We start from the raw sequence: 24098 nt of genomic DNA on the forward strand, positions 1-24098 counted from the left end.
TGTCCGCCCCCCATGTCAGACCTGCCGCTCCTCCGTCTTCTCCCCGGCCGCGATCGGCGCGCCAAGGCGGGCCACCCCTGGATCTTCTCCAACGAGGTCGCCATGACCGCGGAGGTCCGCGCCATCCCGCCCGGCACCCCCGTGCGGGTGGAGGGGGATGACGGGGTCCGGCACGGGATCCACCACTTCAACTCGCATTCCCTGATCGCGGGCCGGCGCCTCTCGCGCGATCCGGCCACGCCGATCGACGATGCCTTCTGGCAGGGCCGAATCGCCGAGGCGCTGGCCCTGCGGACCCGCCTGTTCCCCACGCCACACTACCGCCTCGCCCATGCAGAGGCGGACGGGCTGCCCGGGCTGATCCTGGACCGCTACGGCGACCTGGTCGCGCTCCAGGCCAACACGGCGGGGATGGAGGCGGCGACGCCAGCCATCCTCCGTGCCCTCGACGCCCTGATCGCCCCACGCGCCGTGGTGGCGCGGAACGAGGCCTCGGTGCGCGCTCTGGAGGGGCTGCCCGAGGCCACGCTGCTGCTACGCGGCGCGGATGCGACCGGCGCGGTGGAGGAGGGAGGCGTCTCCTTCGCCGTCGATCCGCTCGGCGGGCAGAAGACCGGCTGGTTCTTCGACCAGCGGGAGAACCGCGCCCGCGTGGCCAACCTGGCGCGCGGCGAGACGGTGCTGGACGCCTTCTGCCATACGGGCGGCTTCGGCTTGCAAGCTGCCGCCGCCGGCGCGTCCCGCGTGACCTTGCTGGACCGCTCCGAGCACGCCCTCGCCACCGCGATGGAGACGGCGCGGCGCAACGGGCTGGAGGACCGGGTGGAAGCGGTGCGGGGCGAGGCCATGGAGACGCTGGAGCGCATGGCCGCCTCCGGCGCCCGCTTCGGCGTGGTGGTGGCGGACCCTCCGGCCTTCGCCAAGTCCCGCAAGGACATCCCCCAGGCTGTGCGCGCCTATTCCCGCCTGGCGCGGATCGCGGCCGGGCTCGTGGCGCCGGGAGGCATCCTCTTCATCGCCTCCTGCTCACACCATGTCCCATCGGGCGAGTTCACCGACAGCGTGCTGGCAGGGCTGGGCCGCGCCCGGCGCGAGGCGCGCATCCTGGCCATCACCGGCGCCGGTCCGGACCACCCGATCCATCCCATGCTGCCTGAAAGTGTGTACCTCAAGGCCTTGACCTTGCAGCTTTTCTGACCCGCAGCGGAAGCGGGGCAGCCTGTCCAGGAGATCTTGAACAGGGCTGCCCCGCGCTTATGTAGCTTGCTAATGTTAGCTTGCTACAATAGTTCCGCATCCATGAGCCTCAACGCCGAATTCGTCACGGCCCTGCGCCGGGTGACGCAGCGCTGGCGCACCCTCTGGGACGCCGAGCTGCGAGGGAGTGGCCAGACCCTCGGGCGCTCGCGCGCCCTCCTGATCCTCTCGCAGTCCGGTGGCAGCGCCATGCAGCGCGATCTCGCCGAGGCGCTCTCGGTCGAGCACCCCACCCTTGTCCGCCTGCTGGACGGGCTGGAGCGCCAGGGGCTGATCCGGCGCGAGCCCGTGCCAGGCAATGCCCGCGCCAACCGGATCGTGCTGACCGACGCCGCCGCCCCTGTGGTCCAGGAGGTGGACGGGGTTTCCGAGGGGCTGCGCGAGCGCGTGCTCCACGACATTCCGCGGGCGGAACTCGAAACGGCGCTGCGGGTTCTCAACATGGTGGCGGCCCGGCTGGAGAAGCTGGGCACGGCGCCAGAGGGAGGGCAGGGATGAGCGACGCCGCCACGACCGCGCCAGCCCAGGAACCCGCGCCTGCCGCGCCGGCGAGCGCTTCACCGCCAGCCGGGCCACCCCCTGCGCCGGAGAACATCTCCCCGCCGCAGCTAGCGCTCTACATGCTCGCCTCGCTCACCTTCGGGCTCGCCCAAGGGATGGGGAACTACCTCGTCTCGGGAAATCTCCAGGCGGTGCAGGCTACCTTCGGTGCGACGACGAACGAGGCCGTCTGGCTGATGGCGGGCTACAGCTCCACCAGCATCACCGCCTCCCTCCTGCTCTGGAAGCTCCGGACGCAGTTCGGGCTGCGCCGCGTGGCCAAGATCGCGCTCGTCTTCCTCGTCGTCATCTCCTTGGCCCATGTCGTGGTCAGCGACCTGCACTCGGCGGTCCTGCTGCGGGCCGTGGCGGGCTTTGCGGGCGCCATCCTGAACACCCTCGCCTTCCTCTACGTGCTGGAAGCGTTGCCGCTGCGGCACAAGCTCACCACCGGCATCGCCCTCGGGCTGCTCGGCTCGCAGATTGCCGTACCCCTTTCGCGGCTGATTTCGCCGCACCTGCTCGAGATCGGCCTCTGGCCCCAGCTCAACATGGTGGAGCTTGTGCTCTCCCTCATGTGCCTGGTCTGGATCCTCGTCCTGCCGATCACCCCGCCGGTCTCCGCGAAGGTGTTCGACCGGGTGGACGCGATCAGCCTGCCCTTGCTGATCGTCGGGCTGGGCCTGATCGCCGTCGTGCTCAGCCTCGGCCGCTACTACTGGTGGACGGAGGCCTCTTGGCTCGGCTTCTGCCTCGCTGTGGGCCTCGTCTGCCTGACCCTGCTCGTCGCGATCGAGCTGAACCGCGAACGGCCGCTGGTGAACCTGCACTGGCTCTCCTCCACCGACATGATCATCTTCGGTGGGTCCATGTTCTTTTCCCGCTTCATCCTGTCGGAGCAGACCACGGGGGCCATCGGCTTCTTCCAGAACCTCGGCCTGCTGAACGAGCACATGGCCGGGATGATGTGGGTCATCTTCTTCGCCACCCTCGCCGGCTTCCTGGGCGTCGCGCCCATCAACAAGCCGGAGAACCGGGCGGCCATCCAGGGCACCGGGCTGGCGCTCATCGCCATCGGCGCCTGGATGGAGAGCCGTGGCACCAGCCTCACCCGGCCGCATGATGTCCTGCTCTCCCAGGGGCTGGTCGCCTTCGGCGGCGCGATCTTCCTGCCGCCGGCGGTGGGGTGGAGCTTTGCCCACACCCTGAAATGGGGCATCCAGCACCTGACGAGCTTCTTCGCGATCTTCCTCGCCTCCCAGAACCTGGGCGGCCTGCTGGGCGCGGCGGGGCTGGGAAGCTTCCTGGTGATCCGGGAGAAGTTCCACTCCAGCCAGATCGTCGAGAACCTTACCGGGGCCGACCCGCTGGTCGTGCAGCGGATCCAGCAGTACGGCGCCTCCTACGGGCGCGTTCTGGGAGACCCGGCGCTGCGCTCGGCCGAGGGCTCCACCCTGCTAGCCCAGGCCGCGACGAGGGAGGCGTACGTCCTCGCCTATAACGACCTCTTTCTCGTGGTCGCCATCGTCTCGGCCCTCTGCCTCCTCGGCCTCCTCTCTCACCTGTTCATCCTCTGGCTCGGCCGGCGGCGCGCGCGGACGGACGCGGCGCGCACGGCCCAGCCCGCCTGATCCCGGAAAGCCATGTCCTTCAAGTCCTCCCTCTCCCGCGCCACGATCCCGGCCCTGCTCATCGGGATCGTGGCCGTCCTCCTCGTCCTCTACACGTGGCGCCTGCCGCCCTTCACCTCGACGGTGCAGGTGACCGACGACGCCTATGTGCGGGGGCAGGTGACCGTCATCAGCCCGCAAGTGGCGGGCTACGTCGTCGATATTCCCGTGCAGGACTACGCCCTGGTGAAGGAGGGCGATCTCCTCGCCCGCATCGAGGACCGGATCTACCAGGCGCGCCTCGCCCAGGCCCGCGCCCAGCTCGCGGCCAGCCAGGCCGCGTTGCGCAACCTCGACGTCCAGCGCGGCACGAAGCAGGCGCAGGTGGAGGTGGCCCGCGCCCAGGTGGAGAACGCCGAGGCCGTTCTGGCCAAGGCCCGCGCGGACGTGCGGCGGATCAGCCCGCTGATCGAGCAGAACATCCAGTCCCGCGCCTCCGGCGACCAGCTGAACGCAGCGCTGCGCCAGGGCGAGGCAGGGCTGGACCAGGCCCGCGCGAACGAGACGGTGGCGCAGCAATCCCTGGCCGAGACCCTGGCCAGCCGCGCCAATCTGGAGGCCTCCGTCCAGGGTGCTGAGGCGGCGGTGCACCTGGCGGAGATCGACCTGCAGAATACCCGGGTTGTCGCCCCACGCGACGGCCGACTTGGCGAAGTGGGCGCGCGGGTGGGCCAGTACGTCACGGCCGGCACGCAGCTCACCTCCCTCGTGCCCTCGCTGCGCTGGGTGGTGGCCAACTACAAGGAGACGCAGATCCCGGGCATGCGCGTCGGCCAGCCCGTGACCTTCCATGTGGACGCGCTGCAGGGCGCGGCGCTGACCGGCCGCGTGGAGCGCTTCTCCCCCGCCACGGGCTCCGAGTTCAGCGTGATCCGCGCGGACAACGCGACCGGCAACTTCACCAAGGTGGCCCAGCGCCTGCCCGTGCGGATCGCCATCGACCCTGGCCAGGCGCTCGCCGAGCAGCTCTCGCCCGGCATGTCCGTGGTGGTGAGCATCGACACCGCCGCAGCGCCGGCCGAGGCGCGGCAGGCGACCAGGGAGTGAGACGCCGGGGCTGAGCGCCGCCGGAAAAAGCGGGCCGGCCTAGGCGGCCGGCAGGGTGAACCGGGCCGTCGTTCCGCGGCCCGGGGCGCTTTCCAGGGTGAACTGCCCGCCCTGGAGCTCCACGAGGGCGCGGACCAGGGGGAGGCCGAGGCCTGTGCCCCGCTCCCCCGTGCCCTTGACCCGGCCGAAAGGCTCCAGCGCGATCGTCAGCTCCTCTGGCGTGAGGCCGGGGCCGGTATCGGCGACGCGCACGGTCACGAGGCCTTCCGTCCGCTCGGCCGCGATGGCGACCCGGCAGCCCGGCCCCGCATACTTCACCGCATTCCCGACCAAGTTGAGTAGGATCTGCAGGAGGGAACGGGAATCGGCCAAGGCTTGGAGGCCGGGCGGGACGCGGATCCGCACCTCGATGTCGCGGCTCGCCGCCTCGGCCCGGAGTAGCCGCGCGGCGCGCTCGGCGACGGGGGCGAGCTCCACGGGGCGCGGGTCCACCGCCGTGCGCCCCTCCTGCAGGACGGCGAAGCGCTGCACGTCCTCGATGAGGGCCAGCATGTGCTGCCCGCCCTCCGCGATGTCGTTCACGAACTCGGCGTAGAGCTTGTGGCCCAGCGGGCCATGGGGCTGCATCTGGAGCAGCTCCGCAAATCCAAGCACGGCGTTCAGCGGGGTCCGCAGCTCATGGGTCACTTCGGCCAGGGCGCGTTCACGCCGCCGCACGGCGTTCATCGCCTCCTGCTGGGCGCCCCGGGCAGCGACAAGGGCGGTGTCGAGGCTCGCCAAGGTCTCCTGCGCCGTCGTCATCAGGCGCCCCGCCATGTCCGGCAGCCCGACGGGCAGGTCAGGTAAGGATTCGTCGGCCTCGTAGGCCCGCAGCGCCACCTCGCTCAGCCGCACAGGGTCCAGCAGGGCCCGCATTCCAAGGAGGGAAAGGATGGTGCCGAGGAGGGTGGCCGCGAGCAGCACCCCGAGCAGGGTCCAGTCGGCCGGCCGGTCTCGCAACAGGAGGAACAGCGCGCTGACCAGCGGCAGGTGGATCGCCAGGAAAGCGACCACGAAGAACTTCCCGAGATAGCCGAAGGGAACACGGAGCCGGTGAAGCACGAAGTAGAGGGGCATGGCCCCGCTATTTACTTTAGGTTGTCCCGAGTGGTTACAGGAATCGCGCCCGCAGATCGACGCTGTCCCGCTGCCCCAGCTTGCCCCGGTGTTCCGCCAGCCAAGCCTCGGCGGCAGCGCGGCCATCCTCGCGCAGCGTGCAAAGAAAATTCCAGTCGCCGTTGTATTTGCTAGTCATTCCCAGTCGCCGCATCTTCTCCTCGTCCTCGATGAGGTGAATGTAGAGGCGCTGATACCGAGGGGGCTGCAACACTCCCTGGTCCACAAGTCGCTGGACGAATTCGATCGCCCGCATCTCGTACATAAGAGAGGCGTTGAAGCTGATCTCGTTCACCCTGGTCTCGATTTCCTGGACCGTACGGGGGATGTCCGGGCGGGAAATAGGGTTGATCCCGATCAGCACGATGTCCTGCGGGCTGCCCTGGCGCTCGTAGAGCGGCCAGAGTGCGGGGTTGCCGAGGAAACCACCGTCCCAGTAGGCCTCGCCGTCGATTTCCACAGCGCGGAACAGGTTGGGCAGGCAGGCCGAGGCGAGCAGCGAGTCGCGGGTCACCTCATGGCGGGAGAAGATCCGCGGCTTGCCGGTGCGGACATTCGTGGCGGCGACGTGCAGGTGGGGCGCGTTCGGATGGTGGCACAGCACGTCTAGGTCCAGCACCTCCTCCAGCACCCGCCGGAGCGGGTTCATCTCGATGGGGAAGGGGTTGAGCTGGTAGGGGGAGAAGAAGCGCGTCAGCGTGTCGAAGGTCTGCCAGGCCAGGCCGTGGCTGAGGTCCGGGCCCCAGATGAACTGCTCCAGCGGCGTGTTGCGGAGAGGGCTGAAGGCATAGCGTGAGCCGACAGCCTTCCAGAGACGGTCCAGCAGCGCTTTCGCCCCGTGGCGTCCGCCCTCCGCCATGCCCTGGGCGAAGGCAGCGCCGTTGAGGGCGCCAGCGGAGGCACCGGAGATGGCGGCGACCTGGATCGACTCCTCCTCCAGAAGCTGCAGCAGGACGCCCCAGGTAAAGGCCCCGTGCGAGCCACCGCCCTGGAGGGCGAGGCTGATCCTGTGGGGCTCCGCCGGCCGAGCCACGGCCGGCGCGGCGGGCGTCCCCTCGATCGGGGGAAGCCCTTCCTTCCCGGCGGCAGTCACGAAGCGGTCCAGGCCCCGTCGATGGAGAGGGCCGCGCCGTTCACCGCGCCGCTGTTCGGGCCACAGAGGTAGAGGGCCATTTGGGCCACCTCATCCACCTCTACCCAGCGCTTGCTCGGCTGCTTCTCCAGCAGGAAGTCTGTCAGCGCCGCCTCCTCGGAGACGCCGTGCTTCTGTGCCAGCGGCCCGACCTGGGCCTCCGCCAGGGGAGTCCGGACGAAGCCCGGGCAGATGGCGTTGCAGGTGATCGGGGTGCGGGCGACCTCGATCGCCACCGTCTTCGTGAGCCCGACCACCCCGTGCTTGGCCGCCACATAGGCTGCCTTGAAGGGCGAGGCGACGAGGCCGTGGGCGGAGGCGACGTTGACGATCCGCCCCCAATTCCGCGCCTTCATGCCGGGCAGCAGCGCCTTGATGGCGTGGAAGTTGGAGGAGAGATTGATGGCGAGGATGGCGTCCCACTTCGCGTCCGGGAACTCCTCGACCGGGGAGACGAACTGGATCCCGGCATTGTTCACCAGGATATCCACCCGCCCGAGGGCGGCCTCCGCCTCCGTGCACATCTGCCGCACGCCTTCGGCCTTGGAGAGGTCGGCGCCGGAGTAGGGCGTCTCGCCCCCGGCGATGGCGGCGACCTCGCCGCGGGCGGCGGAGATGGCATCCGGCGTGCCGAATCCGTTCAGCATCACTTTCGCCCCTTCCCGCGCGAAGGCGAGCGCGATGCCGAGGCCGATGCCACTGGTGGAGCCGGTGACGAGGGCCGTGCGGCCCTCCAGGGACTTGCTCAAGGCAGGATCTCCAGGTTGTCGGGGCGCAGAGAACGCCTAGGGCAGGCGCTTCGCAATCCCCGCCACCCAGCGCAGGGCGGGGTTGGACAGGGCCGGCGCCCGGTGTTCCAGCGCCGCGCGGGCGATGCCGGCTGAAAGGGCAGGGTGGGGCAGGGGCGCACCGCCGAGCTCCGAGACAGGCCGCCCGAGGCCCATGGCGAGCATCCCCGCCATCTCCATGCCCCCCGGCGCGAGAAGCGACGCGCCCGCCAGACGCCCGCCCCCATCAACAAAGAGCGTCACCAGGCCCTCGCCGACATCCTCCGCCGCGCCGCGCGCCGTGTCGGCCAGCGGCCATCGCAGGCGCTGAGCCTCCCCGGCGGTGTTGCCGAGCTGGACCAGGGCAGGCTCGGTGCGAATCGCCCGAGTCGGCTCCGGAGCCGCGGCGGGGGTGGGCAGGCGAAAGAGCATGGAGCGCGCGAGCACCGCGACGTCGCCCGCGCCCGGCCGGCCGATCGCCCCGCCCGCGGCCCAGACCCGCCGGTTCCCGGCCACGCGAAGCCCGCCATCGACGGCCAGCGGGCCCTCAGCCCCGATTCCGGCGGCGATCAGGTCCAGCCCCGCCAGCCGCGGCACACGGCCCAGGGCGAGAAGGATGTGGGAGCCCTCGATCCGCGTGCCGTCCGCGAGCAGCAGGGCGAGTCCGTCGGCGGCGCGCTCCGCCCGCGCCGCCTCCACGCCTTCAACCAGGTTCACGCCGTCGCGCCGCAGGGCGCGAGCCACGCCCTCCACCATGTCGCGGTCGAAGCCGGGGGCCAGGGGCATGGGGGAGACGAGCGTCACCCGCGCGCCCAGTCGGGCGAGGGCCTGGGCCATCTCCAGCCCGAACGGCGCGCCGCCAAGGATGAGGAGGTGGTTGGGCCGGTCCTCAAGCTCGGGCAGCGTGTCCTCGGTGAGGTAGGGCAGCACCTCTAGCCCCTCCAGCGCGGCAACCACCGGCTGGGCGCCGGTCGCGATCACCGCGCGGCGGAAGGTCCATTCCCGCCCCGCCGCGCCCACCCGGTCCGGTCCGGCGAAGCGCGCCGCCCCGCGCACCATCTCGATTCCCATGGCCTCGAAGCGCGCCGGCGTCGAATCGGGTGCCGCGTCCGCGTCGGCCGCGGCGAGGTGGGTGCGGAGCGCCAGCCAGTCTACCGCAACCGGCCCCTCGCCGAGTCCGAAGCGCTGGGAATCCCGCATCAGCGCCGCGCGGGCGGCGAGGCCGCGCAGCGAGGCGGCGGTGATGGCGGGGTCCGGCGCCTCGCCACCCATGGCGCCGCGCTCGAAAAGGGTGACGCGCAAGCCGAGGGCGCGGGCGAGGGCGGCGATGCCCCGGCCTGCCTCGCCCGCGCCGATCACGGCGATGTCGGTTTCCGGCATGGTCCCTCCAGCGATGCGGCGCCCTCCGGCGATCGGGCTGGGCAGCGCCACGCATAACGCGATGCGGCGGGAAGGGTAGGGGCGTTCCGCGAAGGAAAGGCTTTGGTTGACGCGGGCGCGGGCGGCTTCCTATACAGCGCCACCCGCGCCGGGCGTCCCGCCGCGGCTGCCCGCGTCTGCCTCCTCCGCCACTCGGAGAGGCGGAAGGGGCGGCCGGGACCGCACTGGCCACCAGACCACCTCTTGCCGCCGCCCCAACGACCTGGGTGGCGGGCACTCAGACGGAGCGCCTTGCCGTGAAGCGTACCTACCAGCCCTCGAAGCTCGTCCGGAAGCGCCGGCACGGGTTCCGCACCCGTATGGAGACGGTGGGCGGCCGCAAGGTGCTCGCCAACCGCCGCGCCAAGGGCCGCAAGAAGCTCTCCGCCTGAGCAGCCCCTCCGGGGCGGCCTGATCCCATGCCCCGGAGACCGTTTCCCGCATGAAGCTGCCCCGGATGAAGAAGCGGCGCGACTTCCTGCGCGCCGCCCAGCGCGGCAAGCGCGCTGCCCGGCCGGGGCTGGTGATCCAGGCCCTGCCGGACACGGGCGGCCCCATGCGCCTCGGCTTTACCGTCACGAAGAAGGTGGGCAACGCCGTGGTGCGGAATCGCACCAAGCGCCGCCTGCGCGAGGCCGCGCGCCTCGTGCTCGGCGCCGCCCCGCCCGAGGGCTGGGACATCGTGCTGATCGGCCGCGACGAGACCCGCGGGCGTCCCTTCACGCAGCTCCAGGGTGACCTGCGCGGCGCGCTTCGACAGGCGGGCGTGCCGGCATGAGCAGCTCCATCACGAGAAGCCCGGGCCTCGCCGCCGAGGCCCTGAAAATTGGCGTGCGCACCTACCAGTTCACGCTGCGCCCCTTCATCGGGGCGCATTGCCGTTTCCACCCGCATTGCAGTGCCTACGCGATCGAGGCCCTGACGGAGCACGGCGCGCTGCGCGGCACCGCCATGACCGCCCGCCGCATCCTTCGCTGCAATCCCTGGCATCCCGGGGGCTATGACCCGGTGCCCGCCGCCAAGACGAGCTGAACGCCGGACCGATGGACAACAAGCGACTCCTTGCCGCGATCGCGATCTCGATCGGCATCCTGCTGCTCTTCGACGTGTGGAACCGCCCCGCGCGCGAGGCGCAGCGGCAGGCCGCGCAGAACGTGCAGCAGAGCCAGACGACGGGCCAGCCGCTGCCCCAGGCCAACACCGCGCTGAACCCCGCGGGCGTGGCCAGCACCGGCCCGAACGACGGCGCACCCACCACGCCGGCCCCGCGCCTGCGGATCGAGAGCCCGCGCGTGCAGGGCAGCGTGAACCTGCGCGGCGCCCGCATCGACGATATGGTGCTGCGCGACTACCGCGAGACCATCCTGCCGGGCAGCCCGAATGTCCGCATCCTCGCCCCGCGCGAGGACAATGCTTCCTACTTCGCCCAGTGGGGCTGGACGGCCGCCGATGGCCGCACCGCCGTGCCCGGCCCGAACACGGACTGGACGGCCGAGGGCACGCTGACGCCCTCCTCCCCCGTCACGCTGCGCTGGGATAACGGGCAGGGCCAGCGCTTCGAGATCGCGCTCTCCCTTGACGCCAACTTCATGGTGACGGCGGAGCAGCGCGTGGTGAACACGGGCACGGAGCCGGTGCAGCTCCTCCCCTGGGCCCGGGTGCGGCGCGAGCACACGCCGCAGGTGGCCGGCTACTACATCCTGCACGAGGGCTTCGTCGGCGTGATCGACGGCCGCCTGCGCGAGTGGAAGTACGCCGACGCCAAGACCGAGGCGCAGCGCCGCAACGGCGCCCCCGCCTTCGAGGCCGATGGCCCCGGCGGCTGGGCCGGCTTCACCGACAAGTACTGGCTGGCCGCCGTGCTGCCCGCCGACCAGTCCGCCCCGAGCCACGCCGCCTTCCGCGCGACGCAGGAGGGCGGGCAGGACCGCTGGCAGGTGGACGTGGCCCCCACGGGCGCCATCACCGCCGCGCCCGGTGCCACCGCCGCCTATGCCACCCGCATGTTCGCGGGGGCGAAAGAGGTGAAGCTGCTGGACGCCTACACGAACGACCTGCACATCAAGGACTTCTACTCGGCCGTGGATTTCGGCTGGTTCTGGTTCCTGACGAAGCCGTTCTTCTATGCGCTCGACTGGCTCTTCGGCGTGGTCGGCAACTTCGGCATCGCCATCCTGATCTTCACGGTGGCGCTGAAGGCCCTGTTCTTTCCGCTGGCCAGCAAGTCCTACCAGTCCATGGCCCGGATGAAGGCCCTGGGCCCGAAGATGCAGGAGATGAAGGAGCGCAACAAGGAAGACCCTGCGAAGATGCAGCAGGAGATGATGGCGCTCTACAAGGCGGAGAAGATCAATCCCGCCGCGGGCTGCCTGCCGATCCTGCTCCAGATTCCCGTCTTCTTCGCGCTCTACAAGGTGCTGTTCGTCACCATCGAGATGCGGCACGCGCCCTTCTTCGGCTGGATCCGCGACCTCTCGGCACCCGATCCGACGAACCTGTTCAACCTCTTCGGCCTGATCCCCTTCGATCCCCCGGCCTTCCTGCATATGCCGGCCTGGGCGATCATCATGGGCATCACGATGTACATCCAGTTCAAGCTGAACCCGACGCCGCCGGACCCGATCCAGGCGAAGCTGTTCAGCTTCATGCCGATCATCTTCACCTTCATGCTGGCCAGCTTCCCGGCCGGGCTGGTGATCTACTGGTCCTGGAACAACCTGCTCTCCGTGGCCCAGCAGTACTACATCAGCCGGCATGACCGGGAGACGCAGCGGCTGGAGAAGGCGGCGGCACGATCGTGAGCGATAGCGCGGACGCGGCGGCGGAGGAGGCCGCCCGGATCGAGGCGGGGCGCCTTCTCTTCGCGCGCCCCGTCAACTTCTTCTTCGCGGCCCAGAAGCTTGAGGGACTGCCCCCGGCCCAGGCGCCGGAGGTGGCCTTCTGCGGCCGCTCCAACGTGGGGAAGTCCTCCCTCATCAACGCGATCGCCGGGCATCACGGCCTGGCTCGCGTCTCCCACACGCCCGGGCGCACGCGGCAGCTGAACTTCTTCGCGGCCGGGGAGGGGACGGAAACGCCCCTGACCATCGTGGACATGCCGGGCTACGGCTTCGCCCAGGCCAGCAAGGCCGTGAAGGCGGACTGGCAGGGGTTGATGTTCGACTACCTGCGCGGCCGCCCCACGCTGCGCCGGGTGATCTTGCTGATGGACGCCCGGATCGAGACGAAGGACGGCGACCGGGCCGCCATGGACCTGCTGGGGGAGGCCGCCGTGCCCTTCCAGATCGTGCTGACCAAATCCGACGACACCAAGCCCCTCTCCCGGCTGGAGAAGCGGCAGGCGGAGATGGCGGAGATCGTGCGGAAGCGCGTGGCGGCGCACCCGGTCGTCCTCACCACCTCCTCGAACAAGGGAACGGGCATTCCGGAGCTGCGCGCGGCCCTGGCGGAGATCGCCGCCGGCGGCTGAACCGGGCCGTGCGGCGGGCGGCCCGCGCTGGCCCGTTCTTCGCAGGCCCGGGTTGACCGCCCCGGTCCGCCGCCCTTACCACCCCGGCCCATGCGCGCGGCCCCGGGGCCACCCCGGCCGGGCGCGACCTGACGCGCCGCCTACAGGGACCGCCCATGACCGACCCGCACGACCAGATGGCGATCCTCGCCGGCGCTCTGCCCTACCTGAAGCGCTACGACGATCAGATCATCGTCGTGAAGTACGGCGGCCACGCAATGGGCGAGGAGGACACAGCGCTGCGCTTCGGCCGCGACATCGCGTTGCTGGAGCAGGTGGGCGTGAACCCCGTGGTGGTCCATGGCGGCGGGCCGCAGATCAACGCCATGCTGAAGCGCCTGAACGTGCAGTCCACCTTCGTGAACGGGCTGCGCGTGACGGACGAGCAGATGGTGGACGTGGTGGAGATGGTCCTCGCCGGGACCGTCAATAAACAGGTGGCCGAGGCAATCACCCGGGCGGGCGTGATCGCGGTCGGCATCTCCGGCAAGGACGGCAACCTGATCCGCGCCCGCAAGGCCGAGCGCACGGTGATCGACCCCGAGACGAAGCAGCCGCGGCCCCTGGACCTGGGCTATGTCGGGGAGCCGGCGGAGGTCGATACCAAGGTTCTGCGCCTGATGATCGGGGCAGACATCGTGCCCGTAGTGGCCCCCGTCGGCGTGGGCCCGGATGGCCAGACCTATAACATCAACGCGGATACCGTGGCCGGCGCGATCGCCGGCGCGCTGGGCGCCGTGCGGTTGCTGATGCTGACCGACGTGGCCGGCGTGCGCGGCCCGGACGGCAAGCACATCCCGGAGATGAGCGTGGCCGATGTGCGGGCGGGGATCGCCGAGGGCTGGATCTCGGCCGGCATGATCCCGAAGGTGGAGACCTGCATCTACGCCATAGAGAAGGGCGTGCAGGGCGCTGTGATCCTGGACGGCCGGGTGCCGCACGCGGTCCTGGCCGAGTTGTTTACCGAGGGCGGCGCGGGCACCCTTATCAAGGCCTGAACTGGCATCAGGAGGGGGCGAGCAGCCCCCCGACCAGTTCCTGCATCGTTTCGGGCGCCAGCGCCCAGCTTCCGCCGGGCAGGACCAGGAGTTCCTCTGGCGCGCTGCCCGCCAGGCGCATCTGGGCGAAGGTGGCTGCCCGGCCGGAAAGCCCGGCCTTCCAGCAGAGCGAAACCAGCAGCCGCGCGTCCCGGCCCTCCAGCGCGCGGGTCACCACCCCGCCGGGCAGGCCGCTGAGCGCCGCGAGGATCCGGGCGCATTCCGGCAGGCGCGAATGCCGGGCGGCGGCGATGAAGCTCTCCTCGTTGACCGGGCCGGAAGGAGGGTCGGGGAACCCCGCGGGGCTGGGGCCAGGAGCGGCCAGCCCCGGATGGGCACCGGCTGGCCCGGCCGTGCCCAGATCCGGCCGGGAGAGGAGGATCCGCAGCGCCTCCCCGGCCACCATGTCCTGCAGCCCGCGCAGCACGGCCGCGCTCAGCCCGGGGCGACGGACCAGCGCCGCTTGCCAGCCGGCATGCCCGCCGCAGCGCTCCGTCAGGGCGAGAAGCGTCGCCTCGCGGATGCGGGCCGTCGCGTTCGCCAGCAAGGCGGCGACCGAGGCTTCCTCCTCCCGCTCCGCGATCGCGGCCGAGGGCGCTTCCGGCAGGTGGGGCCGGCGCGCGATCGCCCCAAGCGTCTCGGGCACGGGCGGGTCGGCGATGAGGCGGAGGAGGTCACCCTCCTCCAGCACTGGGGAACCACGCAGGACGGGCTCGGCCACGGCCATGGCAACGTCCCGCGCCAGGCGGAGGATCAGCGGTCGGGGGATATGGGCCAGCTCCGCCACCAGTTCCGTCACGGCGGCGCGCACGGCCACCGCGTCATCGTCGCTGAGGAGGAGCAGCGCCTCCCAGGTGGCCCGGCGATGCCGGTCCGTCGTCTCCGGATCCAGCAGCGGGGCGAGCGTGGCTAGCTTGCGCGCCAGCACGCGCCGCACTCCTGGCTCCGAATCGCGTGCCAGGAGGTGGTCCGCCAGGGGCGGCGTGGCGGCGTTCGCGGCGATCGCGGCCCGCACCGTGATAGCGGGGTCGTTAGCCAGGAAGAACAGCATCTCCAGCGGGGTATCTGCCCGCTCCGCCAGCCTCGCCCGCGCGGCATCGTCCATGCGGCGGGGCGAGACGGCCAGTTCGGCTTGCATCGTCACCTCCAGATCAGGGAGGTCCCGCGCCCGCGGCGCCGGAGCCTTTTGCTGCCGCCAAGCTGCACCCCGAAGGTTAGGGAAGGCTGAATCCCTTGCGTCGCCCGCGTTGACAGCCCGCGCCCCGCGCGCGATGGGGTCCGCCTCCGACCGCCGACGACATGCAGGACTTCCCGATGGACCTCGCCGCCCTCCAGCCCCGAATCGAGGCCCTCTGGGAACGCCGGGCCGAGCTGAGCCCCGCCACCAAGGGCGAGGACCGCGAGGCGATCGAGGCGGCGCTGGAGGCCCTGGACTCCGGCAAGGCCCGGGTCGCGGAGCCGGACGGGCAGGGGGGCTGGCGCGTCAACCAGTGGCTGAAGCAGGCTGTGCTGCTCTCCTTCCGGCTGGAGGACAGTGCGCCGATGGATGTCGGCCTCGGCGCCTACGACAAGGTTCCCCTGAAATTCAAGGACTGGGGCGAGAACCGCTTCCGTGAGGCCAGTTTCCGCGCCGTGCCCGGGGCGGTGGTCCGGCGCTCTGCCTTCATCGGCAAGGGCGTGGTGCTCATGCCCTCCTTCGTGAACCTCGGCGCCTACGTGGACGAGAACACGATGATCGACACCTGGGCGACCGTCGGCTCCTGCGCGCAGATCGGCAAGAACTGCCACATTTCCGGCGGCGCCGGCATCGGCGGCGTGCTGGAGCCGCTGCAGGCCAACCCGGTGGTGATCGGCGACAACTGCTTTGTCGGCGCCCGTTCCGAGGTGGCGGAGGGCGTGATCGTCGGCGAGGGCTCGGTCCTCGCCATGGGCGTCTTCCTCGGCGCATCCACCAAGATCATCGACCGCGCGACGGGCGAGGTCTTCGTCGGCAAGGTGCCGCCCTATTCCGTGGTGGTGCCGGGCAGCCTTCCCGGCAAGGCGCTGCCCGATGGCACGCCGGGCCCGAGCCTCTACTGCGCTGTCATCGTGAAGCGCGTGGACGCCCAGACCCGCAGCAAGACGAGCATCAACGAGCTGCTTCGTGACTGACCGGGGGGACTGATGGAGACCGATCCGCTCCCCATCGCGCAGGCTCTGATCCGCTGCGCCTCCGTCACGCCCGCCGATGAGGGCGCGATGGCGGTGCTGGAGGGGGCCCTGGCGCCGCTCGGCTTCCAGTGCACCCGGCTGCGCTTTGGGGAGGTGGAGAACCTCTTCGCCATCCGCCGCTCCGGCGGCAACGGCCCGCATCTCTGCTTCGCTGGCCATACGGACGTCGTGCCGCCGGGGGAGGGCTGGACGCACCCGCCCTTCGCGGCGGAGGTCGCGGACGGCACCCTCTACGGGCGCGGCGCAGTGGACATGAAGGGCGGGGTTGCCGCCTTCGTCGCGGCCGCCGCCGATGCGGTGGCGGACGGCACGGCGGATCGCGGCACCCTCTCCTTCCTCATCACCGGGGACGAGGAGGGGGTGGCCACCGACGGCACCACGAAGGTGCTGGACTGGATGGCGGAGAACCACCTGGTCCCGGACATGTGTCTGGTGGGCGAGCCGACGAGCAAGGAGCGGCTGGGCGACACGATCAAGATCGGCCGGCGCGGCAGCTTCTCCGCCGAGTTCACCATCCACGGCATCCAGGGCCACGTCGCCTACCCCGACCGGGCGGACAACCCGATCCACCGCATGGCCCGGGTGATCCACCGGCTGACGGCGGAGCCGCTGGACGGCGGCACGGGGTGGTTCCAGGCCAGCACGCTGCAGGTCACCACGGTGGACGTGGGCAATTCCACGAACAACATCGTGCCCGCCAGCGCCTTCGCCCGGCTGAACATCCGCTTCAACCCAACCCATTCCGCCGCGAGCCTGGAGGCGCGGATCCGGGAGATCCTCGCCGAGGAGGCGCCACGCCACGAGGCGCGCTTCTCCAGTTCCGGCGACGCCTTCCTGACCCAGCCCGGCCCCTTCGTGGACGCGCTTCGCCGCGCGGTCCAGGCCAGCACGGGCGAGGAGGGCGCGCTGGACACGGGTGGCGGCACTTCGGACGCGCGCTTCATCACCCGCCTCTGCCCCGTCGCCGAGCTCGGCGCGGTCGGCACCACCATGCACAAGGTGGACGAGCGCACGCCGGTGGAGGAACTGCGCCGCCTCTCTACCCTTTACGGCGCCGTGATCCGGGAGTGCCTGGGCTGAGCACTCCCGCCGTCACCCTCGAGACGCAGATCGCGGCCGGGCTGCGCGCCGCCTTCCTCCTCGCCCAGGGCAGGGAGGAGGGGCTGCGCTTCGCCCTCCTTTCCATGGAGGGTGCCGCGCGCTCCTTCTGGGCGGGCGCGGCCTGCCTCATCCCGTTCCTCATCATCCGCGGAATGGGGGACGACGCCCTCCTCTCCGGCGGGCTGGCGGTGGAGCTGATCGGCTACATGCTGGGCTGGGTGGTCTTCCCGCTCGCCTCCACGGCGCTGGTGGATGCCTCCGGCCGTGGGCCGCTCTGGCCGCTCTTCATCGCCGCGTGGAACTGGACCAACCTCGCCCAGTACGCGGCACTCCTGGCCGCCGCGCTCCTCGGGCGCCTGCTGCCCGGCGGGGTGGGCGGCCTGCTCACCCTCCTGGCCTTCGCCTACGCGCTCTGGATGGAGTGGTTCGTCGCGAAGTCGGCGCTCCGCATCAGCGGTATCCGGGCCGGGATGTTCGTGCTGATGGACATGGCCATCGGCCTCACCATCGCCTCGACGGTGGCGCGGCTCGGCTAGGCCGCGGCGGTCAGCGCCGTGCGGCCAGACCTCGCCCGACCGCCACCGCCCCATCCCCGAACTTCGCCCGCAGGGCTTCCATCGCGGTCCAGCGCGCGGCCCGGCGCGGCGCCTCCGGGTCCGCCAGGTCGCCGTGGTCGGCGGCGGCGGCCTCCACCAGGGGCTGGGCGCCGATGCCGATCAGGCGGAAGGCCGTGCCGTCCGCCTCCCGCGCCAGCAGCGGGCGCGCGGCGGCGAAGAGGGTTTCCGGCACCGCGCTGGGCCCAGCCAGCCGCGCGTTGCGGGTCCGTAGGGCGAAGCGGGCGGTCTTCAGCTTCAGCACCACCCCGCCGGCGGCGAAGCCCTTCTCCGCCAGCCGCCGCGCCAGCCTCTCGCAGAGCCGCCAGAGGACGGGCTCCATCTCCTCCGGCCGAGCAATGTCGCGTTCGAAGGTGGTCTCGGCCGAGACCGACTTGGTCTCGCGCTCCGGCCGGACGGGGCGGGAGTCTTCGCCGCGGGCCCGGGCTACCAGGGCCGGCCCGTCCTCCCCGAAGCGGCGCATCGCCTCCCGCGCGTCCAGGCAGGCGAGCTGGCCGAGGGTGGAGAAGCCCATTCCCCCCAGCTTCGCCGCGAAGGCGGGGCCGACGCCCGGCAAAATCGTCACCGGCTCAGGCGCCAGCAGGGCGGCCGCCTCGGCGACACCGATCACGGCCAGGCCGCGCGGCTTGTCCCGCTCCACCGCGATCTTGGCGAGCAGCCGGTTGGGAGCGAGGCCGATGGAGACCGTGACGCCCACCTCCTTCTCCACCGTCCTGGCGAAGCGGGCGAGGGCGACGGCGGGCGGGGCGCCGTGCAGCACCTCGGTGCCCGAGAGGTCCAGCACCGCCTCGTCGATGGACATGGCCTGGACCAGTGGGGTCAGCGCTTCCATCAGCGCCCGGATCTGGCGCGAGGCGGCCACGTATTTCGTGAAGTCCGGCTTGATCACCACGGCGTCCGGGCAGGCGGCCAGGGCCTTGAACATCGGCATGGCGGATTTCACCCCGCGCGTCCGCGCCAGGTAGCAGGCCGTCGAGACCACGCCGCGCTGGCCCCCGCCTACGATCACGGGGCGGGCGGCCAGTTCCGGCCGGTCACGCTTCTCAACGCTGGCGAAGAAGGCGTCGCAGTCGATATGGGCGATAGGAAGGGAGAAGAGCTCGGGGTGCGAGACCACGCGCGCGCTGCCGCAGGCGGTGCAGCGGCGTGGCGCTTCTGCGGAATGGGAGAAGCAGTCCCGGCAGAGGGAGGGCATATTCCCTCTCTAGCACGGAACGGGAACAAGGGCCCGAGTCGTCAGGCCGCATCCCAGAGCCGCGCGGCGCCGAAGACGCCGGAACTGTCCCCGTGCCGCGCCCGGACGAGCCGTACCGCCTTGGCGTCCCCGAAGATGAAGGGCGCCATCAACCCCGGCACCGCCTCGTACAGCCGGGCGAAGTTTGAGACACCGCCGCCCAGCACGATCACCTCCGGATCCATCAGATTCACCAGCTGGGCCAGGGCCCGCGCCAGCCGGTCCGCGTACCGGTCCAGCGCCGCGGCCGCCGCCGGATCGCCGGAAGCCGCCCGGGCCTCAAGCCCACTCGCGTCCCGCACGCCCGGCCCATCCGCGTCTGCGGCCAGGGCAGGGCCGCAGAGGAAGGTCTCCAGGCAGCCATGCAGCCCGCACCAGCAGCGCGAGCCCGGGAACTCTTCCGGCCGCATCCAGGGCAGGGGGGTGTGGCCCCATTCCCCGGCCACGCGGTTCAGCCCCTCCAGCGGGCGCCCGTCCACGACCCATCCGCCGCCCACCCCTGTGCCGAGGATGGCCGCGAAGACGATGTGGTGCCCCGCACCGGCGCCGTCTGCCGCCTCGCTCATCGCCAGGCAGTTGGCGTCATTCGTCACCCGGACCGGGCGGCCCAGCGCCGCCTCCAGGTCCCGGTCCAGCGGGCGGCCGTTCAGGGCCTGGCTGTTGGCGTTCCGTACCAGCCCTGTTTGCGGGTTGATGCTGCCGGGAATGCCCACGCCCACGCTGCCCGTGGCTCCCAGCTCGGCCTCCGCCTCCCGTACCAGGGCGGCGATGGTTGCCACCGTTGCCTCGTAGCCGTTCCCGGTCGGGCGGCGGCGGCGCAGCAGCACCTCCCCGTCCGGGCCCAGGGCCGCGATTTCCGTCTTCGTGCCGCCGAGGTCCACGCCGAGCCTGATCGTCATGGGCGATAGATGCCGGTGCACCGGGGACACGTCCAGCGGAGCATCGCGCGGGAAGGGGCCGCGGGCGCTGGACTTGTGACGTTTCAGGTGGTGGATTGGCCGGCTCTATGGCAGCGCCATCCAACGCCTCCCCAAGCGGGAACACCAAAGAGACCCTGCTCGACGTCCAGGGCCTGACCTGTCCCTTGCCCGTGCTGAAGGCCAACAAGGCCCTGCGCGGGCTGGCGCCGGGCGCGCGGCTAACCGTGCTGGCCACGGATGCTGCCAGCGTGGTGGATTTCCAGGCCTATTGCCGGGAGACCGGCCATGCCCTTGTTTCCTTCAGCGAGAGCGCCGGGGTTTTCCGTTTCACGCTGCGAAAGCGGGTCGAGCCGGGGAAGGGGGGCTGATGCTCCTCCTCACCCATCCCGCCTGTCTGCGCCACGATAACGGCCCGCACCACCCGGAATGCCCGGACCGGCTGCGGGCGGTGATGCAGGTGCTGGAGATGCAGGAGTTCTCCGCCCTTGTCCGCGCCCAGGCGCCAGAGGCGACGCGGGAGCAGCTGCTGCGGGTCCACCCCGAGTCCCATGTGGACCGGATCCTCTCGATCCGCCCGGCGGAGGGGGAGCGGATCCAGCTCGATCCCGACACCGGCATGAGCGCGGGCACCGCGGAGGCCGCGCTGCGCGCCGCGGGCGCCGGGGTCGAGGCGGTGGATGCCGTGATGCGGGGCGAGTTCCCGCGCGCCTTCTGCGCCGTGCGCCCCCCCGGCCACCACGCCGAGCCCGACACCGCCATGGGCTTCTGCTTCTTCTCCAGCGCCGCGATCGCCGCCCGCCACGCCCAGGCCGTGCACGGAGTGGAGCGGGTGGCGGTGCTGGATTTCGATGTCCACCACGGCAACGGCACGCAGGCCGCCTTCTGGGCCGAGCCCTCGCTCATGTTCGCCTCTTCGCACCAGATGCCGCTCTATCCCGGGACGGGCGCGGCCTCGGAGGTGGGACAGGGGAATATCCTCAACGTGCCGCTCGCCTCCGGCACGGAGGGGCCGGCCTTCCGCCGGGTCTGGGAACGCGAGATCCTGCCTGCGGTCTCCGCCTTCTCGCCCGGCCTGATCATCGTCTCCGCTGGATTCGACGCGCACCGGGCCGACCCGCTCGCCTCCCTGCGCCTGGTGGAGGAGGATTTCGGCTGGGTGACGGAAGCGATCTGCGAGACGGCCAACGGCATCTGCGGCGGCCGGGTGGTTTCCCTGCTGGAAGGCGGGTACGACCTCGGCGCCCTCGCCCGATCGGTGGCCGCACATCTGCGCGCCCTGGTCCGCGCCTAACCCGGAACCCACCCCATATGTCCGACCAGTCTGATACCCTGCCCGAGGTCGAGAACCTCTCCTTCGAGGAAGCGATGGCCGAGTTGGAGTCCATCGTGCGCCGGCTCGAGGGCGGGCAGGCGAAGCTAGAGGAAGCGATGGATTCCTACGCCCGCGGCACCGCGCTGCGCGCGCATTGCCAGCGCAAGCTGGACGAGGCCGAGGCGCGGGTGCAGGCCCTGGTGCCCGGCCCCGTGCCGGGCCTGCGGGACGTGGAGTAGAGGCGCCGATGAGCGAGACGATGACCGACGCGGCCCCGGCGGAGACCCTGAAGGCGGCGATGGCCGAGGCCGCCTCCGAGGTGGACGAGGCGCTGGACGCGCTGCTGCCGAAGGAGGAGGGCGACGAGCGGAAGCTCTTCGCCGCCATGCGCTACGCCACCATGGGCGGTGGCAAGAAGATGCGCGCCTTCCTGGTGCTGGAGGGGGCGCGGCAATTCGGCGTGGCCCGGGATTCCGCGCTGCGCGCGGCCGCCGCGGTGGAGATGCTGCACGCCTACTCGCTGGTGCATGACGACCTTCCGGCGATGGACGATGACGACCTGCGCCGTGGCAAGCCCACTGTCCACAAGGCCTGGGACGAGGCCACCGCCATCCTGGTCGGCGACGCGCTGCAGACCCAGGCCTTCGCCACCCTTGCCGCGCCGGAGACACACCCGGATCCGGCCGTGCGCGCCGAGCTCTGCCTCCACCTCGCCCAGGCCTCCGGCGCGCGCGGCATGGTGGGCGGCCAGATGCTGGACATCATGGCCGAGTCCGCGACCGCGCCGCTGGACGAGGCTGCCATCGTCCGCCTGCAGCAGCTCAAGACCGGCCGGCTGATCGAGTTCGCCGCCGAGGCCGGCGCCATCCTCGGCAAGGCGGCGGCGCAGACGCGGCAATGCCTGCTGTTCTACGGGCGCGAGATCGGCGCCGCCTTCCAGATCGCTGACGACCTGCTGGACCTGACCGCCACGCCGGAGGAAACCGGCAAGGCCACGGGGAAGGATGCCGGCGCGGGGAAGGCGACCCTTCTCGGCCTGCTCGGCCCCGAGCGCGCCCGCGCCCAGGCCGAGCGGCTGGTACAGCAGGCCAAAGGCCATCTTGAGCACTTCGACGAGCGCGCGGACCTCTTGCGCGCCCTCGCCGACCACGTCATCCGCCGCCGGAACTAGGCGGCGATCGAGAGAGCACGACGCATGTCCGCCCCACCAGCCACGCCCCTCCTCGACCGCGTCCGCAATCCCTCGGACATGCGCAACCTCTCGCCGGACCAGCTGAAGCAACTGGCGGAGGAGCTGCGGGCGGAGACCATCCACACCGTCTCCACGACCGGCGGGCATCTCGGCGCCTCGCTCGGCGTCGTGGAGCTGACGGTGGCGCTCCACGCGATCTTCGACACGCCGGACGACCGGCTGATCTGGGACGTCGGCCACCAGGCCTATCCGCACAAGATCCTAACCGGCCGGCGGGACCGCATCCGCACCCTGCGCCAGGGCGGCGGCCTCTCCGGCTTCACCCGGCGTAGCGAGAGCGAGTACGACCCTTTCGGCGCCGCCCACTCCTCCACCTCCATCTCCGCGGGCCTCGGCATGGCGGTGGCGCGGGACCTGCTCGCGCCGCTGGGCAAGGGCAAGGGGGTGGAGCAGAACGTCATCGCCGTGATCGGCGACGGCGCCATGTCCGCCGGCATGGCCTATGAGGCCATGAACAACGCGGGGGCGCTGAAGTCCCGCCTGATCGTCGTGCTCAACGACAACGACATGTCCATCGCCCGGCCCGTGGGCGCCATGTCGGCCTATCTCTCGCGCCTCATCTCCTCGCGCCCCTTCCTCTCCATCCGGGAGGTCATGGGCCGGCTCGCGCGCCGCTTCCCCCGGCCGCTGGCCCAGGCGGCGAAGCGCGCCGACGAGTACGCGCGCGGCCTGCTCACCGGCGGCACCCTCTTCGAGGAGATGGGCTTCTACTATGTCGGCCCGATCGACGGGCACGACCTGGACCACCTGCTTCCCGTGCTGCGCAACCTGCGCGAGGCCGACGAGGGCGGGCCTATCCTGCTCCACGTGGTGACGCAGAAGGGCAAGGGCTATGCCCCGGCCGAGGCGAGCGCGGACAAGTACCACGGCGTGGTGAAGTTCAATGTGGTGACTGGGGAGCAGGTGAAGGCGCCGCCCGGCCCGCCGAGCTACACCAAGGTCTTTGCCCAGGCGCTGATCGCGGAGGCCGAGGCTGACCCGACCGTGGTGGCCGTCACCGCCGCCATGCCCAGCGGCACGGGGCTGGACGCCTTCGAGAAGAAGTTCCCGCGCCGGACCTTCGATGTCGGGATCGCCGAGCAGCACGCCGTGACCTTCGCCGCCGGCATGGCGACGGAGGGGCTGAAGCCCTTCGTGGCGATCTACTCCACCTTCCTCCAGCGCGCCTACGATCAGGTGGTGCACGACGTTGCGCTGCAGAACCTGCCCGTGCGCTTCGCGATGGACCGCGCCGGGCTGGTGGGTGCAGATGGCGCCACCCATGCCGGTGCCTACGATGTCGCCTTCCTCGGCTGCATCCCGAACATGACGCTGATGGCGGCCGCCGACGAGGTGGAGCTGGTGCACATGGTCGCCACGGCCGCCTCGCATGATTCCGGCCCGATCGCCTTCCGCTACCCGCGCGGTGAGGGCACCGGGCTGGAGCTGCCCGCGCGCGGCACGGTGCTGCCGATCGGCAAGGGCCGGGTTCTGCGGGAGGGGAGCACGATCGCCATCCTCTCCTACGGGACGCGGCTGGCCGAAGCGATGAAGGCCGCCGAGGAGCTGGCGGCCCAGGGCCTCTCCTGCACCGTGGCCGACGCGCGCTTCGCCAAGCCGCTGGACACGGAGTTGGTGGAGCGGCTTGCCCGGAGCCACGCCGTGCTGCTGACCGTGGAGGAGGGTTCCGTCGGCGGCTTCGGCAGCCTCGTGGCGCAGCACCTCGCCCATGCTGGGCTGCTCGACGGCGGCCTGCGCTTCCGCCCGCTGGTCCTGCCGGACAGCTACATCGACCATGACTCGCCGAAGAAGCAGTACGACCTGGCCGGCCTCAACGGGCCGCAGATCGCACAGGCGGCGCGGGACGCACTCGGCCGCGAGACGACCGTCCAACCTGCGCGGGCCTGACGCTCAGTACCGGAGAGGGGTTCCCACCCCTCTCC

Annotated in this window: 25 protein-coding genes; 18 read left to right on the top strand and 7 right to left on the bottom strand. The window is 71.3% G+C overall.

Annotation, left to right across the window (positions count from 1 at the left end; genetic code table 11):
- Positions 1-12 precede the first annotated feature (12 nt).
- The 4 genes from NRP21_RS10485 to NRP21_RS10500 all read left to right on the top strand — a co-directional run bounded on the left by NRP21_RS10485 (position 13) and on the right by NRP21_RS10500 (position 4514).
- Positions 13-1197: a class I SAM-dependent rRNA methyltransferase gene (locus NRP21_RS10485; protein WP_257716144.1), complete on the top strand. Its 1185-nt coding sequence runs from the start codon at positions 13-15 to the stop codon at positions 1195-1197.
- A gap of 102 nt (positions 1198-1299) precedes the next feature.
- Complete coding sequence (locus NRP21_RS10490) at positions 1300-1755, top strand: MarR family winged helix-turn-helix transcriptional regulator (RefSeq protein WP_257716145.1); 456 nt, start codon at positions 1300-1302, stop codon at positions 1753-1755.
- Entirely contained in the window at positions 1752-3428 is a 1677-nt protein-coding gene (locus NRP21_RS10495; RefSeq protein ID WP_257716146.1) for an MFS transporter, read from the top strand. The genes NRP21_RS10490 and NRP21_RS10495 overlap by 4 nt, the downstream gene beginning before the upstream one ends.
- 12 nt (positions 3429-3440) lie before the next feature.
- On the top strand, positions 3441-4514 hold the full coding sequence (locus NRP21_RS10500) for an HlyD family secretion protein (RefSeq protein WP_257716147.1): 1074 nt from the start codon (positions 3441-3443) through the stop codon (positions 4512-4514).
- 39 nt (positions 4515-4553) lie between these two features.
- Here NRP21_RS10500 and NRP21_RS10505 read toward each other — a convergent pair whose 3' ends face one another.
- Genes NRP21_RS10505 through NRP21_RS10520 form a run of 4 tightly spaced genes read right to left on the bottom strand, consistent with a single transcriptional unit; the run spans position 4554 to position 8948 of the window.
- A complete protein-coding gene (locus NRP21_RS10505) occupies positions 4554-5630 on the bottom strand; it encodes a sensor histidine kinase (protein ID WP_257716148.1) in 1077 nt (358 codons plus the stop codon).
- Positions 5631-5664: 34 nt separating this feature from the next.
- Positions 5665-6762: a patatin-like phospholipase family protein gene (locus NRP21_RS10510; protein ID WP_257716149.1), complete on the bottom strand. Its 1098-nt coding sequence runs from the start codon at positions 6760-6762 to the stop codon at positions 5665-5667.
- Positions 6759-7550 (bottom strand): 3-hydroxybutyrate dehydrogenase, encoded by a 792-nt coding sequence (locus tag NRP21_RS10515; RefSeq protein ID WP_257716150.1) that lies wholly within the window; start codon positions 7548-7550, stop codon positions 6759-6761. The genes NRP21_RS10510 and NRP21_RS10515 overlap by 4 nt, the downstream gene beginning before the upstream one ends.
- A gap of 36 nt (positions 7551-7586) precedes the next feature.
- Positions 7587-8948 carry an FAD-dependent oxidoreductase gene (locus NRP21_RS10520; protein ID WP_257716151.1) on the bottom strand — a complete coding sequence of 454 codons (1362 nt, stop codon included), beginning with the start codon at positions 8946-8948 and terminating at the stop codon, positions 7587-7589.
- Positions 8949-9244: 296 nt separating this feature from the next.
- Between NRP21_RS10520 and rpmH the strand changes: the two genes are divergently transcribed.
- From rpmH to argB, 6 genes are all read left to right on the top strand, one after another.
- Positions 9245-9379, top strand: a complete 135-nt coding sequence (rpmH, locus tag NRP21_RS10525) for a 50S ribosomal protein L34 (RefSeq protein WP_257716152.1) — start codon at positions 9245-9247, stop codon at positions 9377-9379.
- 50 nt (positions 9380-9429) lie between these two features.
- Positions 9430-9765, top strand: a complete 336-nt coding sequence (rnpA, locus tag NRP21_RS10530) for a ribonuclease P protein component (RefSeq protein WP_257716153.1) — start codon at positions 9430-9432, stop codon at positions 9763-9765.
- Positions 9762-10019 carry a membrane protein insertion efficiency factor YidD gene (gene yidD, locus NRP21_RS10535; protein ID WP_257716154.1) on the top strand — a complete coding sequence of 86 codons (258 nt, stop codon included), beginning with the start codon at positions 9762-9764 and terminating at the stop codon, positions 10017-10019. Before rnpA ends, yidD begins: the two co-directional genes overlap by 4 nt.
- A gap of 11 nt (positions 10020-10030) precedes the next feature.
- A complete protein-coding gene (yidC, locus tag NRP21_RS10540) occupies positions 10031-11788 on the top strand; it encodes a membrane protein insertase YidC (protein WP_257716155.1) in 1758 nt (585 codons plus the stop codon).
- Entirely contained in the window at positions 11785-12456 is a 672-nt protein-coding gene (gene yihA / locus NRP21_RS10545; RefSeq protein WP_257716156.1) for a ribosome biogenesis GTP-binding protein YihA/YsxC, read from the top strand. Before yidC ends, yihA begins: the two co-directional genes overlap by 4 nt.
- Positions 12457-12611: 155 nt before the next feature.
- Positions 12612-13493: an acetylglutamate kinase gene (gene argB, locus NRP21_RS10550; protein ID WP_257716157.1), complete on the top strand. Its 882-nt coding sequence runs from the start codon at positions 12612-12614 to the stop codon at positions 13491-13493.
- 7 nt (positions 13494-13500) lie between these two features.
- Here the strand turns inward: argB and NRP21_RS10555 are convergent, their stop codons facing one another.
- Positions 13501-14670, bottom strand: a complete 1170-nt coding sequence (locus NRP21_RS10555) for a DUF2336 domain-containing protein (protein ID WP_257716158.1) — start codon at positions 14668-14670, stop codon at positions 13501-13503.
- A gap of 176 nt (positions 14671-14846) precedes the next feature.
- Between NRP21_RS10555 and dapD the strand changes: the two genes are divergently transcribed.
- From dapD to NRP21_RS10570, 3 genes are read left to right on the top strand one after another with little or no spacing between them, the layout of a single operon-like run.
- The gene (gene dapD, locus NRP21_RS10560; protein WP_257716159.1) at positions 14847-15683 is read left to right on the top strand and encodes a 2,3,4,5-tetrahydropyridine-2,6-dicarboxylate N-succinyltransferase; all 837 of its coding nucleotides are present in this window, start codon (positions 14847-14849) and stop codon (positions 15681-15683) included.
- Between the two features lie 12 nt (positions 15684-15695).
- Positions 15696-16823 carry a succinyl-diaminopimelate desuccinylase gene (dapE, locus tag NRP21_RS10565; RefSeq protein ID WP_257716160.1) on the top strand — a complete coding sequence of 376 codons (1128 nt, stop codon included), beginning with the start codon at positions 15696-15698 and terminating at the stop codon, positions 16821-16823.
- On the top strand, positions 16811-17380 hold the full coding sequence (locus NRP21_RS10570) for a hypothetical protein (protein WP_257716161.1): 570 nt from the start codon (positions 16811-16813) through the stop codon (positions 17378-17380). Before dapE ends, NRP21_RS10570 begins: the two co-directional genes overlap by 13 nt.
- Positions 17381-17390: 10 nt before the next feature.
- On the opposite strand, the gene NRP21_RS10575 is transcribed toward NRP21_RS10570, so the two are convergent.
- Entirely contained in the window at positions 17391-18653 is a 1263-nt protein-coding gene (locus tag NRP21_RS10575; protein WP_257716162.1) for a DNA polymerase IV, read from the bottom strand.
- 41 nt (positions 18654-18694) lie between these two features.
- A complete protein-coding gene (locus NRP21_RS10580) occupies positions 18695-19591 on the bottom strand; it encodes an ROK family protein (RefSeq protein ID WP_257716163.1) in 897 nt (298 codons plus the stop codon).
- Positions 19592-19698: 107 nt separating this feature from the next.
- On the opposite strand from NRP21_RS10580, the gene NRP21_RS10585 reads away from it, so the two are divergent.
- From NRP21_RS10585 to dxs, 5 genes are read left to right on the top strand one after another with little or no spacing between them, the layout of a single operon-like run.
- Positions 19699-19980 carry a sulfurtransferase TusA family protein gene (locus NRP21_RS10585; protein WP_257716164.1) on the top strand — a complete coding sequence of 94 codons (282 nt, stop codon included), beginning with the start codon at positions 19699-19701 and terminating at the stop codon, positions 19978-19980.
- Positions 19980-20903, top strand: a complete 924-nt coding sequence (locus NRP21_RS10590) for a histone deacetylase family protein (protein WP_257716165.1) — start codon at positions 19980-19982, stop codon at positions 20901-20903. Before NRP21_RS10585 ends, NRP21_RS10590 begins: the two co-directional genes overlap by 1 nt.
- 17 nt (positions 20904-20920) lie before the next feature.
- Positions 20921-21163 carry an exodeoxyribonuclease VII small subunit gene (gene xseB, locus NRP21_RS10595; protein WP_257716166.1) on the top strand — a complete coding sequence of 81 codons (243 nt, stop codon included), beginning with the start codon at positions 20921-20923 and terminating at the stop codon, positions 21161-21163.
- 8 nt (positions 21164-21171) lie between these two features.
- Positions 21172-22095 carry a polyprenyl synthetase family protein gene (locus tag NRP21_RS10600; RefSeq protein WP_257716167.1) on the top strand — a complete coding sequence of 308 codons (924 nt, stop codon included), beginning with the start codon at positions 21172-21174 and terminating at the stop codon, positions 22093-22095.
- Positions 22096-22119: 24 nt separating this feature from the next.
- Entirely contained in the window at positions 22120-24063 is a 1944-nt protein-coding gene (gene dxs / locus NRP21_RS10605; protein WP_257716168.1) for a 1-deoxy-D-xylulose-5-phosphate synthase, read from the top strand.
- Positions 24064-24098: the final 35 nt, after the last annotated feature.

The organism is Roseomonas populi (assembly GCF_024594815.1).
Classification (GTDB): domain Bacteria; phylum Pseudomonadota; class Alphaproteobacteria; order Acetobacterales; family Acetobacteraceae; genus Roseomonas; species Roseomonas populi.